The organism is Enterobacter cloacae complex sp. OE43NF, assembly GCF_023544405.1.
Lineage (GTDB): Bacteria > Pseudomonadota > Gammaproteobacteria > Enterobacterales > Enterobacteriaceae > Enterobacter > Enterobacter cloacae.
On the sequence record NZ_JAMJFW010000011.1, the window covers coordinates 14,423 to 27,594 of the forward strand.

Annotated in this window: 14 protein-coding genes; all 14 read left to right on the forward strand. The window is 52.4% G+C overall.

The features are described from left to right. The first annotated feature begins 72 nt into the window (after positions 1 to 72). The 14 genes from asnC to glmU all read left to right on the forward strand — a co-directional run bounded on the left by asnC (position 73) and on the right by glmU (position 13,074). Positions 73 to 531, forward strand: a complete 459-nt coding sequence (asnC, locus tag M8370_RS07235) for a transcriptional regulator AsnC (RefSeq protein ID WP_008500198.1) — start codon at positions 73 to 75, stop codon at positions 529 to 531. Positions 532 to 621: 90 nt separating this feature from the next. Next, on the forward strand, positions 622 to 1,071 hold the full coding sequence (gene mioC, locus M8370_RS07240; RefSeq protein WP_013099402.1) for an FMN-binding protein MioC: 450 nt from the start codon (positions 622 to 624) through the stop codon (positions 1,069 to 1,071). A gap of 374 nt (positions 1,072 to 1,445) precedes the next feature. After that, positions 1,446 to 3,335 (forward strand): tRNA uridine-5-carboxymethylaminomethyl(34) synthesis enzyme MnmG, encoded by a 1,890-nt coding sequence (gene mnmG / locus M8370_RS07245; RefSeq protein WP_008500196.1) that lies wholly within the window; start codon positions 1,446 to 1,448, stop codon positions 3,333 to 3,335. Between the two features lie 107 nt (positions 3,336 to 3,442). Next, positions 3,443 to 4,066: a 16S rRNA (guanine(527)-N(7))-methyltransferase RsmG gene (gene rsmG, locus M8370_RS07250; protein WP_139936884.1), complete on the forward strand. Its 624-nt coding sequence runs from the start codon at positions 3,443 to 3,445 to the stop codon at positions 4,064 to 4,066. Positions 4,067 to 4,682: 616 nt separating this feature from the next. Beyond that, positions 4,683 to 5,063, forward strand: a complete 381-nt coding sequence (atpI, locus tag M8370_RS07255; RefSeq protein ID WP_250020707.1) for a F0F1 ATP synthase subunit I — start codon at positions 4,683 to 4,685, stop codon at positions 5,061 to 5,063. A gap of 8 nt (positions 5,064 to 5,071) precedes the next feature. Next, positions 5,072 to 5,887, forward strand: coding sequence for a F0F1 ATP synthase subunit A (gene atpB, locus M8370_RS07260; RefSeq protein WP_013099405.1), 816 nt, complete (start codon positions 5,072 to 5,074; stop codon positions 5,885 to 5,887). A gap of 49 nt (positions 5,888 to 5,936) precedes the next feature. Continuing rightward, positions 5,937 to 6,176, forward strand: coding sequence for a F0F1 ATP synthase subunit C (atpE, locus tag M8370_RS07265; protein ID WP_000429386.1), 240 nt, complete (start codon positions 5,937 to 5,939; stop codon positions 6,174 to 6,176). Positions 6,177 to 6,224: 48 nt separating this feature from the next. Beyond that, positions 6,225 to 6,695, forward strand: a complete 471-nt coding sequence (atpF, locus tag M8370_RS07270; protein WP_013099406.1) for a F0F1 ATP synthase subunit B — start codon at positions 6,225 to 6,227, stop codon at positions 6,693 to 6,695. A 14-nt stretch (positions 6,696 to 6,709) separates the two neighbouring features. After that, positions 6,710 to 7,243, forward strand: coding sequence for a F0F1 ATP synthase subunit delta (atpH, locus tag M8370_RS07275; RefSeq protein WP_013099407.1), 534 nt, complete (start codon positions 6,710 to 6,712; stop codon positions 7,241 to 7,243). A gap of 12 nt (positions 7,244 to 7,255) precedes the next feature. Further along, on the forward strand, positions 7,256 to 8,797 hold the full coding sequence (gene atpA / locus M8370_RS07280) for a F0F1 ATP synthase subunit alpha (protein ID WP_003862367.1): 1,542 nt from the start codon (positions 7,256 to 7,258) through the stop codon (positions 8,795 to 8,797). 51 nt (positions 8,798 to 8,848) lie between these two features. Then, on the forward strand, positions 8,849 to 9,712 hold the full coding sequence (gene atpG / locus M8370_RS07285; RefSeq protein WP_003862364.1) for a F0F1 ATP synthase subunit gamma: 864 nt from the start codon (positions 8,849 to 8,851) through the stop codon (positions 9,710 to 9,712). A gap of 31 nt (positions 9,713 to 9,743) precedes the next feature. Beyond that, positions 9,744 to 11,126 (forward strand): F0F1 ATP synthase subunit beta, encoded by a 1,383-nt coding sequence (gene atpD, locus M8370_RS07290; RefSeq protein WP_003862362.1) that lies wholly within the window; start codon positions 9,744 to 9,746, stop codon positions 11,124 to 11,126. Between the two features lie 20 nt (positions 11,127 to 11,146). Beyond that, on the forward strand, positions 11,147 to 11,566 hold the full coding sequence (locus M8370_RS07295; RefSeq protein WP_006177560.1) for a F0F1 ATP synthase subunit epsilon: 420 nt from the start codon (positions 11,147 to 11,149) through the stop codon (positions 11,564 to 11,566). Between the two features lie 137 nt (positions 11,567 to 11,703). Continuing rightward, positions 11,704 to 13,074, forward strand: coding sequence for a bifunctional UDP-N-acetylglucosamine diphosphorylase/glucosamine-1-phosphate N-acetyltransferase GlmU (glmU, locus tag M8370_RS07300; RefSeq protein WP_038420852.1), 1,371 nt, complete (start codon positions 11,704 to 11,706; stop codon positions 13,072 to 13,074). Positions 13,075 to 13,172: the final 98 nt, after the last annotated feature.

Here is a 13,172-nt window from a genome sequence, read left to right on the forward strand (position 1 = left end):
CACCTTCACTTTTGATTCGTCAAAATTTAACGCTAGAATAGAGTGATTCATTAATCTTCATAAGAAAAAGCTATGGAAAATTATCAGATCGATAATCTGGACCGCGGCATCCTGGAGGCGTTAATGGCCAATGCCCGTACCGCCTATGCCGAACTGGCGAAGCAGTTTGGCGTCAGCCCGGGGACGATTCACGTTCGTGTAGAGAAGATGAAACAGGCGGGGATCATTACCGGGGCTCGTATCGATGTCAGCCCAAAACAGCTGGGCTATGACGTCTGCTGCTTTATTGGCATTATTCTTAAAAGCGCAAAAGATTATCCTTCCGCGCTGGCGAAGTTGAACGCGCTCGATGAAGTCACAGAGGCGTACTACACCACCGGCCACTACAGCATCTTTATCAAGGTGATGTGTCGATCCATCGATGCCCTGCAGCAGGTACTTATCAACAAGATCCAAACAATCGATGAAATTCAGTCCACCGAGACGTTGATCTCCCTGCAAAACCCGATCATGCGTACCATTCGCCCCTGATCGGGCAAATCCATACCCACATTTTCCACAGGTAGATCCCAGCCCGTTCACAGCGTACAATGGCCCCCTCTTTATCTGAGCGAGCGATCAATGGCGGACATTACCCTTATCAGTGGCAGCACCCTTGGCGGCGCGGAATATGTAGCGGAACATCTGGCTGAGAAGCTGGAGGATGCGGGATTTTCCACACAAACGCTGCACGGGCCTTTGCTTGAAGATCTCCCGACTGATGGGGTCTGGCTGGTGATCACCTCCACGCATGGCGCAGGCGATCTACCGGATAACCTGCAACCTTTATATGACGAACTGCAGGAACAGCAGCCAGACCTGTCAAACGTGCGTTTTGGCGCAGTGGGTATTGGCAGCCGTGAATATGACACCTTCTGCGGTGCTATAGAGAAAGTGGAAGCCGCTGTCACCGCCTGCGGAGCAAAACAGGTGGGTGAAACGCTGAAGATCAACATCCTCGATCATGATATTCCGGAGGATCCGGCTGAGATCTGGCTGGGTGAATGGAAAAATTTACTCAAAAACGATTAAAGATCGCGCGAACAGATGTGGATAACTCTGGTTAAAAGCTCGTATTAAGCAGTAGTTATCCAAAGAACAACGTTGAAGTCGTTTTTGCCCTGTGTATAAAGTCGCGATCTGATCCCAGCTTATACGGGCCAGGATCACCGATCATTCACAGCAAACGATCCTTTCTAACTCCATGATCTTCTTTATGAGATCGGACTTATCCACAAAGGTCCTCGATCCTAATAAGAGATCACAATAGAACAGATCTCTAAATAAAAAGATCTTCTTTTTAATAGCCCAGGATCCCAATGCTTTCTCGAAAGACTAAAGTTGAGTAGAATCCACGGCCCGGGCTTCAATCCATTTTCATACCGCTTTACGCGAGGCAGACCACCATGTTTTATCAGGATCCTTTTGACGTCATCATCATTGGCGGGGGTCACGCAGGCACTGAGGCCGCAATGGCCGCAGCGCGAATGGGTCAGCAGACCCTGCTTTTGACACACAATATCGACACGCTGGGACAAATGTCCTGTAATCCGGCGATTGGCGGCATTGGGAAAGGACACCTGGTAAAAGAAGTGGATGCACTTGGCGGCCTGATGGCGAAAGCGATCGATCACGCAGGCATTCAGTTTAGGATACTAAACGCCAGTAAAGGCCCCGCTGTGCGTGCGACCCGCGCTCAGGCAGACCGCGTGCTTTATCGTCAGGCGGTGCGTACTGCCCTGGAGAACCAGCCGAACCTGATGATCTTCCAGCAGGCAGTGGAAGATCTTATCGTGGAGAACGATCGTGTCGTTGGCGCAGTTACCCAGATGGGGCTCAAATTCCGCGCCAAAGCGGTTGTTCTGACCGTCGGGACATTCCTGGACGGTAAGATCCATATCGGTCTGGATAATTACAGCGGTGGACGTGCTGGCGATCCGCCATCTATCCCATTGTCACGCCGTCTGCGTGAACTGCCGCTGCGTGTCAGCCGTCTGAAAACCGGTACTCCACCGCGTATTGATGCGCGCACCATTGATTTCAGCGTGCTGGCACAACAGCACGGCGATAACCCAATGCCGGTCTTCTCGTTCATGGGCAATGCAGCGCAGCATCCGCAGCAGGTACCGTGCTATATCACGCATACCAACGAAAAAACCCATGACGTGATCCGCAATAACCTCGATCGCAGCCCAATGTACGCCGGCGTGATCGAAGGGATCGGCCCACGCTATTGCCCGTCGATCGAAGACAAAGTCATGCGCTTTGCCGATCGTAACCAACACCAGATCTTCCTGGAGCCTGAAGGGCTGACCTCGAACGAAATCTATCCGAACGGCATCTCCACCAGCCTGCCGTTCGATGTGCAGATGCAAATTGTTCGCTCAATGCAGGGGATGGAGAATGCGAAAATCGTTCGCCCTGGCTACGCTATTGAGTACGATTTCTTCGATCCGCGTGACCTGAAGCCAACCCTGGAGAGCAAATTCATCCACGGTCTGTTCTTCGCAGGTCAGATTAACGGCACCACCGGTTACGAAGAAGCTGCTGCACAGGGCCTGCTGGCCGGTCTGAACGCCGCCCGTTTCTCTGCCGAGAAAGAGGGCTGGGCTCCGGCGCGTTCTCAGGCTTATCTGGGCGTGCTGGTCGACGATCTCTGCACGCTGGGCACCAAAGAACCGTACCGTATGTTTACCTCTCGCGCGGAATATCGCCTGATGCTGCGCGAAGATAACGCCGACCTGCGTCTGACCGAAATGGGCCGTGAGCTGGGTCTGGTGGATGACGAACGCTGGGCACGCTTCAACGAGAAACTGGAGCGCATTGAGCAGGAACGTCAGCGCCTGAAAACGACCTGGGTTAATCCGCAGGCTGAAACCGCTGCGGAAGTGAACGCTCACTTAACTGCGCCGCTCTCGCGCGAAGCCAGCGGTGAAGATCTGCTGCGTCGCCCGGAAGTGACCTATGAGAATCTGGTGAAACTCACCGCCTTTGCCCCGGGTCTTGAAGACGCTGAAGCGGCAGAGCAGGTTGAGATCCAGGTGAAATACGAAGGTTACATCGCACGTCAGCAGGATGAGATCGAAAAGCAGCAGCGTAACGAAAACACGCTGCTGCCGGAAATGCTGGACTATCGTCAGGTGACGGGGCTGTCCAACGAGGTGATCGCCAAACTGAACGATCACAAACCGGTGTCGATCGGCCAGGCCTCCCGCATCTCGGGCGTTACCCCAGCAGCGATTTCGATTCTGCTGGTGTGGTTGAAAAAGCAGGGCATGCTGCGCCGCAGCGCGTAATATGTGTAATTCGCCCGGTGGCGCTGCGCTTACCGGGCCTACAGAACTCCGTAGGGCGGTCTGGCGAAGCGCCACCCGCCACTTAAGTCTCTCAACAGGTATTCACCGTGCTCAATAAACTCTCTCGTCTGCTGGATCAGGCAGGTATTTCGCTCACCGATCACCAGAAAAATCAGCTGGTGGCCTATGTCGATATGCTGAACAAATGGAATAAAGCGTACAACCTCACCTCCGTACGCGACCCCAACGAGATGCTGATTCGCCATATTCTCGATAGCATTGTGGTTGCGCCGTACCTGAACGGTGAGCGCTTTATCGATGTGGGCACGGGTCCTGGCCTGCCGGGTATTCCCCTGTCAATTGTCCGCCCGGAAAGCCATTTCACGCTGCTGGATAGCCTTGGCAAGCGCGTGCGTTTTTTGCGCCAGGTACAGCATGAGCTGAAGCTTGAGAACATCACGCCTGTGCAGAGCAGGGTAGAGGAGTTCCCGGCAGAGCCACCGTTCGACGGGGTTATCAGCCGTGCGTTTGCTTCGCTTAATGACATGGTGAACTGGTGTAAGCACTTACCGGCAGAGAATGGCCGTTTTTATGCGCTGAAAGGGCAGTTGCCCGGCGATGAAATTGAACAGCTTCCGGACGGTTTTGCCGTCGAGTCCATTGAGAAATTACAGATTCCTCAGCTCGAAGGCGAACGTCATCTGGTGATAATTAAGCCAAACAATTTTTAAAAAATTAATAAAAAATGTGGAATTTGTGCTGTTCTGTCAGTGTTAAAAAACAGCACAACACAACGGATTTTGCCGGAGAGAATTTAACCGTGTTTTTACTAAGGGTTTTCTAATGGTTAACTTCCTCACCATTGTTCACCCTGAAGATAATCAACCACGAAAATATCAGCCTGCTAAAAGTGGAAAGCAGCAACCAGAATGCAATGTTAAATATTTATTAAGAATGTCAATAAAAGGTTTTTATTGTATACGGGGCTGTTTTGAAAATAGTTGCGACATTTTATCTTTAATTTCAGAAAGATGAAATTAAGCGATTTACGAGTTTGATAAATACAACCTTATCGCAAATGTGTATTTTGTGATCTCGTGCACGCTTTGTAGTCAACGTTTTCGCGCTGTTTGCAGTTTTGCTCGAAGGTCGGGGCTTTCATCAAAAGTTGAAAAATAGCGGCGGGGAAAAATATTTAAACATTTATTCACCTTTTCGCTACTTAATGTTTGAAATCACGGGTGCGCACCGTATAATTTGACCGCTTTTTGATGCTTGACTCTGAGCCTTAAAGGACGTTTTATACGACACGCGGCATACCTCGAAGGGAGCAGGAGTAAAAACGTGATGTCTGTGTCGCTCTTGAGTAGAAACGTTGCTCGTAAGCTTCTGTTCATTCAGTTTATGGCTGTGATAGCAAGTGGATTGCTGTTTAGCCTCAAAGACCCCTTCTGGGGCATCTCCGCCGTGTGCGGGGGTTTGGCGGTTGTGCTGCCAAACGTGTTGTTTATGATTTTTGCCTGGCGTCATCAGGCGCATACACCTGCCAAAGGCCGCGTGGCCTGGTCCTTCGCCCTCGGCGAAGTGTGTAAGGTGTTGCTGACCTTTGCTCTACTGGTGATGGCGCTGGCGGTTTTGAAAGTGGTATTCATGCCGCTGATAGCTACGTGGGTTTTGGTGCTGGTGGTACAAGTTCTGGCTCCAGCTGTAATCAATAACAAAGGGTAAAAGGCATCATGGCTTCAGAAAATATGACGCCGCAGGATTACATAGGTCACCATCTGAATAACCTTCAGCTGGACCTGCGTACATTCTCGCTGGTGGATCCGCATAACCCCCCGGCCACCTTCTGGACGATCAACATCGACTCCATGTTCTTCTCGGTGGTTTTGGGTCTTCTGTTCCTGGCCATGTTCCGCGGTGTTGCTAAAAAGGCGACCAGCGGTGTTCCAGGGAAATTCCAGACGTTCGTTGAGATGATCATCGGCTTCGTCCATGGCAGCGTGAAAGACATGTACCATGGTAAGAGCAAGCTGATTGCGCCACTGGCACTGACCGTGTTCGTGTGGGTCTTCCTGATGAACCTGATGGACCTTCTGCCTATCGATTTCCTGCCGTGGATTGGCGAGCATGTCTTCGGTCTGCCTGCTCTGCGCGTGGTTCCGTCTGCTGACGTGAACATCACCCTGTCGATGGCGCTGGGCGTGTTTATCCTGATTCTTTTCTACAGCATCAAAATGAAAGGCGTAAGCGGCTTTGTGAAAGAGCTTACCTTGCAGCCGTTCAACCACTGGGCGTTTATTCCGGTCAACCTGATCCTGGAAGGCGTTAGCCTGCTGTCCAAACCTGTTTCACTGGGTCTGCGACTGTTCGGCAACATGTATGCGGGTGAGCTGATTTTCATTCTGATCGCGGGTCTTCTGCCGTGGTGGTCACAGTGGGTTCTGAATGTGCCGTGGGCCATTTTCCACATCCTGATCATTACGCTGCAAGCCTTTATCTTCATGGTTCTGACGATCGTCTATCTGTCGATGGCGTCTGAAGAGCACTGATTTTTTACCAACACTACTACGTTTTAATTGAAACAAACTGGAGACTGTCATGGAAAACCTGAATATGGATCTGCTGTACATGGCTGCCGCTGTGATGATGGGTCTGGCGGCTATCGGTGCTGCGATCGGTATCGGCATCCTCGGGGGCAAATTCCTGGAAGGCGCTGCGCGTCAACCTGATCTGATTCCTCTGCTGCGTACTCAGTTCTTTATCGTTATGGGTCTGGTGGATGCTATCCCAATGATCGCTGTAGGTCTGGGTCTGTACGTGATGTTTGCTGTCGCGTAGTAGTTGTTTTAAAACCCCAAGCCACAGAAATTTAAGAGGTATTGTGCTGTGAACATGAACGCAACAATCCTCGGCCAGGCCATCGCGTTTATTATCTTTGTCTGGTTCTGCATGAAGTATGTATGGCCGCCTTTAATGGCTGCCATCGAAAAACGTCAGAAAGAAATTGCTGACGGTCTGGCTTCTGCAGAACGTGCAAAGAAAGATTTGGACCTTGCACAGGCCAACGCGACAGACCAGCTGAAAAAAGCGAAAGCGGAAGCTCAGGTAATCATCGAACAGGCTAACAAACGCCGTTCTCAGATCCTGGACGAAGCCAAAGCTGAAGCAGAACAGGAACGTACTAAGATCGTGACACAGGCTCAGGCTGAAATTGAAGCTGAGCGTAAACGTGCTCGTGAAGAACTGCGTAAGCAGGTTGCGATTCTGGCTGTTGCTGGCGCCGAGAAGATCATCGAACGTTCCGTGGATGAAGCTGCTAACAGCGACATCGTGGACAAACTTGTCGCTGAACTGTAAGGAGGGAGGGGCTGATGTCTGAATTTGTTACGGTAGCTCGCCCCTACGCCAAAGCAGCTTTTGACTTTGCTGTCGAACACCAAAATGTCGATCGCTGGCAGAATATGCTGGCGTTTGCCGCTGAGGTGACGAAAAACGAACAAATGGCCGAGTTGCTTTCTGGTGCATTAGCACCTGAAACCCTCGCCGCGTCGTTCATCGCCGTGTGCGGAGAGCAACTGGATGCCAACGGCCAGAACCTGATTAAGGTAATGGCAGAAAATGGTCGTCTCCGTGTGCTCCCGGATGTTCTCGAGCAGTTTGAGCACTTACGTGCCCTTAGTGAAGCTACTGCTGAAGTTGAAGTAACTTCTGCGACTGAACTGAGTCATGAACAGCTTGCGAAAATTACCGCCGCGATGGAAAAACGTCTGTCACGCAAAGTTAAGCTGAATTGCAAAATCGATAAGTCTGTAATGGCAGGCGTAATCATCCGCTCGGGTGATATGGTCATTGATGGCAGCGTACGCGGCCGTCTTGAGCGCCTTGCAGACGTCTTGCAGTCTTAAGGGGACTGGAGCATGCAACTGAATTCCACCGAAATCAGCGAACTGATCAAGCAGCGCATTGCTCAGTTCAATGTTGTGAGCGAAGCTCATAACGAAGGTACTATTGTTTCTGTAAGTGACGGTGTTATCCGCATCCACGGCCTGGCCGATTGTATGCAGGGTGAGATGATTTCCCTGCCGGGTAACCGTTACGCTATCGCACTGAACCTGGAGCGCGACTCCGTAGGTGCAGTTGTGATGGGTCCATACGCTGACCTCGCCGAAGGCATGAAGGTTAAGTGTACTGGCCGTATTCTGGAAGTTCCGGTTGGCCGTGGCCTGCTGGGTCGTGTTGTTAACACCCTGGGTGCACCAATCGACGGTAAAGGTCCGGTTGAGCACGATGGCTTCTCTCCAATCGAAGTTATCGCACCGGGCGTTATCGACCGTCAGTCCGTAGATCAGCCTGTTCAGACGGGTTATAAGTCCGTTGATGCCATGATCCCAATCGGTCGTGGTCAGCGTGAACTGATCATCGGTGACCGTCAGACCGGTAAAACCGCGATGGCTATCGATGCCATCATCAACCAGCGTGACTCCGGCATCAAATGTGTGTACGTGGCTATCGGCCAGAAAGCGTCCACCATTTCTAACGTGGTTCGTAAACTGGAAGAGCACGGCGCGCTGTCTAACACCATCGTTGTTGTGGCTACCGCTTCTGAATCTGCTGCACTGCAATACCTGGCGCCATACGCCGGTTGTGCAATGGGTGAATACTTCCGTGACCGCGGTGAAGATGCACTGATCGTATACGATGACCTGTCTAAACAGGCTGTTGCTTATCGTCAGGTTTCCCTGCTGCTCCGTCGTCCACCAGGACGTGAAGCGTTCCCTGGCGACGTATTCTACCTCCACTCTCGTCTGCTGGAGCGTGCTTCCCGCGTTAACGCGGAATACGTCGAGAACTTCACCAAAGGTGAAGTGAAGGGTAAAACGGGCTCTCTGACCGCGCTGCCGATCATTGAAACCCAGGCGGGTGACGTTTCTGCGTTCGTTCCGACCAACGTAATCTCCATTACCGATGGTCAGATCTTCCTGGAAACCAACCTGTTTAACTCCGGTATTCGTCCGGCGGTTAACCCGGGTATCTCCGTATCCCGTGTAGGTGGTGCTGCTCAGACCAAGATCATCAAGAAACTGTCCGGTGGTATCCGTACCGCGCTGGCACAGTATCGTGAACTGGCTGCGTTCTCTCAGTTCGCATCCGATCTGGACGAAGCAACCCGTAAACAGCTGAGCCATGGTCAGAAAGTGACCGAGCTGCTGAAGCAGAAACAGTACGCACCAATGTCTGTTGCTCAGCAGGGCCTGGTACTGTTCGCGGCTGAACGCGGTTACCTCGAAGATGTGGAACTGGCGAAAATCGGTAGCTTCGAAGCCGCTCTGCTGGCTTACGTCGACCGTGATCACGCTCCGCTGATGCAAGAGATCAACCAGACCGGTGGCTATAACGACGAAATCGAAGGCAAGCTGAAAGCTATCCTCGATTCCTTCAAAGCAACCCAATCCTGGTAATCGTCCGGCGGCTTGTCTCAGGACAAGCCGCCTGGCATTGAGGAGAAGCTCATGGCCGGCGCAAAAGAGATACGTAGTAAGATCGCAAGCGTCCAGAACACGCAAAAGATCACTAAAGCGATGGAGATGGTCGCCGCTTCCAAAATGCGTAAATCGCAGGATCGCATGGCGGCCAGCCGTCCTTATGCAGAAACCATGCGCAAAGTGATTGGTCACCTTGCAAACGGTAATCTGGAATATAAGCACCCTTACCTGGAAGAACGCGACGTTAAGCGCGTGGGCTACCTGGTGGTGTCGACCGACCGTGGTCTGTGTGGCGGCTTGAACATTAACCTGTTCAAAAAACTGCTGGCGGATATGAAAGGCTGGTCCGATAAAGGCGTTCAGTGCGACCTCGCATTGATCGGCTCTAAAGGCGTCTCTTTCTTTAACTCCGTTGGTGGCAACATTGTCGCTCAGGTGACCGGTATGGGTGATAACCCGTCCCTGTCCGAACTGATCGGCCCGGTTAAAGTGATGTTGCAGGCCTATGATGAAGGCCGTCTGGACAGACTGTACGTTGTCAGCAACAAATTTATTAACACCATGTCTCAGGTGCCAACGCTCACTCAGATGCTGCCTTTACCGGCTTCAGAAGATGACGAGCTGAAACAGAAAGCCTGGGATTACCTGTATGAACCCGATCCGAAACCGCTGCTGGATACCCTGCTGCGTCGTTACGTTGAATCTCAGGTTTATCAGGGCGTTGTAGAAAACCTGGCCAGCGAGCAGGCCGCACGAATGGTGGCGATGAAAGCCGCGACCGATAATGGCGGCAGCCTGATTAAAGAGCTGCAGTTGGTTTACAACAAAGCTCGTCAGGCCAGCATTACTCAGGAACTCACCGAGATCGTCTCGGGGGCCGCCGCGGTTTAACCAGGTTTACGAATTACGTAGAGGATTCAAGATGGCTACTGGAAAGATTGTCCAGGTAATCGGCGCCGTGGTGGACGTCGAGTTCCCTCAGGACGCCGTACCACGCGTGTACGACGCGCTTGAGGTACAGAATGGTAACGAGAGCCTGGTGCTGGAAGTTCAGCAGCAGCTCGGCGGCGGTATCGTGCGTACCATCGCGATGGGTTCTTCCGACGGTCTGCGTCGTGGTCTGGAAGTTAAAGACCTTGAGCACCCGATCGAAGTCCCGGTAGGTAAAGCAACACTGGGTCGTATCATGAACGTATTGGGTCAGCCAATCGACATGAAAGGCGACATCGGTGAAGAAGAGCGTTGGGCTATCCACCGCGCGGCACCTTCCTACGAAGAGCTGTCCAGCTCTCAGGAACTGCTGGAAACCGGTATCAAAGTTATCGACCTGATGTGTCCGTTTGCGAAGGGCGGTAAAGTTGGTCTGTTCGGTGGTGCGGGTGTAGGTAAAACCGTAAACATGATGGAGCTGATCCGTAACATCGCGATCGAGCACTCCGGTTATTCCGTATTTGCGGGCGTAGGTGAACGTACTCGTGAGGGTAACGACTTCTACCACGAAATGACCGACTCCAACGTTCTGGACAAAGTATCCCTGGTTTACGGCCAGATGAACGAGCCACCAGGAAACCGTCTGCGCGTTGCGCTGACTGGTCTGACGATGGCTGAGAAGTTCCGTGACGAAGGCCGTGACGTTCTGCTGTTCGTTGATAACATCTACCGTTACACCCTGGCCGGTACTGAAGTATCTGCACTGCTGGGTCGTATGCCTTCAGCGGTAGGTTATCAGCCTACGCTGGCGGAAGAGATGGGTGTTCTTCAGGAACGTATCACCTCTACCAAAACCGGTTCTATCACCTCCGTTCAGGCGGTATACGTACCTGCGGATGACTTGACTGACCCATCTCCAGCAACCACCTTTGCGCACTTAGATGCAACCGTGGTACTGAGCCGTCAGATCGCGTCTCTGGGTATCTACCCGGCTGTTGACCCGCTGGACTCCACCAGCCGTCAGCTGGATCCACTGGTTGTTGGTCAGGAACACTACGACACCGCGCGTGGCGTACAGTCCCTGCTGCAGCGTTACCAGGAACTGAAAGACATCATCGCCATCCTGGGTATGGATGAACTGTCTGAAGAAGACAAACTGGTGGTAGCACGTGCGCGTAAGATCCAGCGCTTCCTGTCCCAGCCGTTCTTCGTTGCGGAAGTATTCACCGGTTCTCCAGGTAAATACGTTTCCCTGAAAGACACCATCCGTGGCTTTAAAGGCATCATGGAAGGCGAATACGATCACCTGCCAGAGCAGGCGTTCTACATGGTTGGTTCCATCGAAGAAGCTGTGGAAAAAGCCAAAAAACTTTAACGCCTTAATCGGAGGGTGATATGGCAATGACTTACCACCTGGACGTCGTCAGCGCAGAGCAACAAATGTTCTCTGGTCTGGTCGAGAAAATCCAGGTAACGGGTAGTGAAGGTGAACTGGGTATCTTCCCGGGTCACGCACCGCTGCTCACCGCCATTAAGCCTGGTATGATCCGCATCGTTAAACAGTTCGGTCACGAAGAGTTTATCTATCTGTCCGGCGGCATTCTTGAAGTGCAGCCTGGCAGTGTGACCGTTCTGGCCGATACCGCTATTCGTGGCCAGGATCTCGACGAAGCGCGAGCCCTGGAATCGAAGCGTAAGGCTGAAGAGCACATTAGCAGCTCTCATGGTGACGTGGATTACGCTCAGGCGTCTGCGGAGCTGGCCAAAGCGATCGCCAAACTGCGCGTTATCGAGTTGACCAAAAAAGCGATGTAACACCGGCTTGAAAAGCACAAAAGCCAGTCTGGATACCAGGCTGGCTTTTTTTTCGTCCTTAATTCATGACGAAAAAGATGTAGAATTTTAAGCACCAAACGTTTTTACTTCTCACTCAAACTACCGTCAGGATGCGTATGTCAAACAGTGCGATGAGCGTGGTGATCCTTGCCGCAGGCAAAGGTACCCGCATGTATTCCGATCTGCCTAAAGTGCTTCATACACTGGCAGGAAAGCCAATGGTGCAGCATGTTATTGATGCAGCAAATGAATTGGGCGCTCGCCAGGTTCATCTGGTCTATGGCCACGGCGGCGATCTGCTTAAAAAGACGCTGAGCGATGACAAGCTCAACTGGGTGCTTCAGGCTGAACAGCTGGGAACCGGCCACGCAATGCAGCAGGCAGCACCGTTCTTTGCCGATGACGAAGACATTCTGATGCTCTACGGCGATGTTCCGCTGATCTCCATCGACACACTGACTCGCCTGCGTGAAGCCAAACCGCAGGGCGGTATCGGTTTATTAACCGTCGTGCTGGACGATCCGACCGGCTACGGCCGCATCACCCGTGAAAACGGCAACGTCACGGGTATCGTTGAACATAAAGACGCCAGCGAAGCACAGCGCCAGATTCAGGAGATCAACACCGGTATCCTGATGGCTAACGGCGCGGACATGAAGCGCTGGCTGTCTAAGCTCAACAACAACAACGCGCAGGGTGAATACTACATCACCGATATCATTGCGATGGCGTACCAGGAAGGGCGTGAGATTGCGGCGGTTCACCCGGCGCGTATCAGCGAAACCGAAGGGGTGAATAACCGCCTTCAGCTTTCCCGTCTGGAGCGTGTTTATCAGTCCGAACAGGCCGAAAAACTGCTGCTGGCCGGCGTGATGCTGCGCGATCCGGCGCGTTTCGATCTGCGTGGAACGTTAGCGCATGGGCGCGACGTTGAAATTGATACTAACGTTATCCTGGAAGGTAACGTCACGCTGGGTAACCGCGTCAAAATTGGTGCGGGCTGTGTGATCAAAAACAGCATCATCGGTGATGATTGCGAAATTAGCCCATACAGCGTGGTGGAAGATGCCCGTCTTGACGCAGCGTGCACTATTGGGCCGTTCGCGCGTCTGCGCCCGGGGGCTGAGCTGCTGGAAGGCTCACATGTTGGAAACTTTGTTGAGATGAAAAAAGCGCGTCTGGGTAAAGGCTCTAAAGCCGGTCATTTGACCTATCTGGGCGATGCGGAAATTGGCGACAACGTGAATATTGGCGCAGGAACGATTACCTGCAACTATGACGGCGCGAATAAGTTTAAAACCATCATCGGTGATGATGTGTTTGTCGGTTCCGACACTCAGCTGGTGGCGCCTGTTACCGTGGGTAACGGCGTAACGATTGCCGCCGGGACAACCGTTACGCGCGATATCGCCGATAACGAACTGGTATTAAGCCGTGTGCCGCAGGTGCACAAGCAGGGCTGGAAACGCCCGGTGAAGAAGAAGTAACGGATTTACCCCTCACCCTAACCCTCTCCCCAAAGGGAGAGGGAATTGTTCGGTGCGGTGTTTTTCTCCCTCGCCCCTTTGGGGAGAGGGCCGGGGTG

Bases quoted from the DNA above. Each gene is read 5' to 3' on its own strand.
- asnC (WP_008500198.1), top strand. From the start codon at position 73: ATGGAAAATTATCAGATCGATAATCTGGACCGCGGCATCCTGGAGGCG.
- mioC (WP_013099402.1), top strand. From the start codon at position 622: ATGGCGGACATTACCCTTATCAGTGGCAGCACCCTTGGCGGCGCGGAA.
- mnmG (WP_008500196.1), top strand. From the start codon at position 1,446: ATGTTTTATCAGGATCCTTTTGACGTCATCATCATTGGCGGGGGTCAC.
- atpI (WP_250020707.1), top strand. From the start codon at position 4,683: ATGTCTGTGTCGCTCTTGAGTAGAAACGTTGCTCGTAAGCTTCTGTTC.
- atpB (WP_013099405.1), top strand. From the start codon at position 5,072: ATGGCTTCAGAAAATATGACGCCGCAGGATTACATAGGTCACCATCTG.
- atpE (WP_000429386.1), top strand. From the start codon at position 5,937: ATGGAAAACCTGAATATGGATCTGCTGTACATGGCTGCCGCTGTGATG.
- atpH (WP_013099407.1), top strand. From the start codon at position 6,710: ATGTCTGAATTTGTTACGGTAGCTCGCCCCTACGCCAAAGCAGCTTTT.
- atpA (WP_003862367.1), top strand. From the start codon at position 7,256: ATGCAACTGAATTCCACCGAAATCAGCGAACTGATCAAGCAGCGCATT.
- atpG (WP_003862364.1), top strand. From the start codon at position 8,849: ATGGCCGGCGCAAAAGAGATACGTAGTAAGATCGCAAGCGTCCAGAAC.
- atpD (WP_003862362.1), top strand. From the start codon at position 9,744: ATGGCTACTGGAAAGATTGTCCAGGTAATCGGCGCCGTGGTGGACGTC.
- M8370_RS07295 (WP_006177560.1), top strand. From the start codon at position 11,147: ATGGCAATGACTTACCACCTGGACGTCGTCAGCGCAGAGCAACAAATG.
- glmU (WP_038420852.1), top strand. From the start codon at position 11,704: ATGTCAAACAGTGCGATGAGCGTGGTGATCCTTGCCGCAGGCAAAGGT.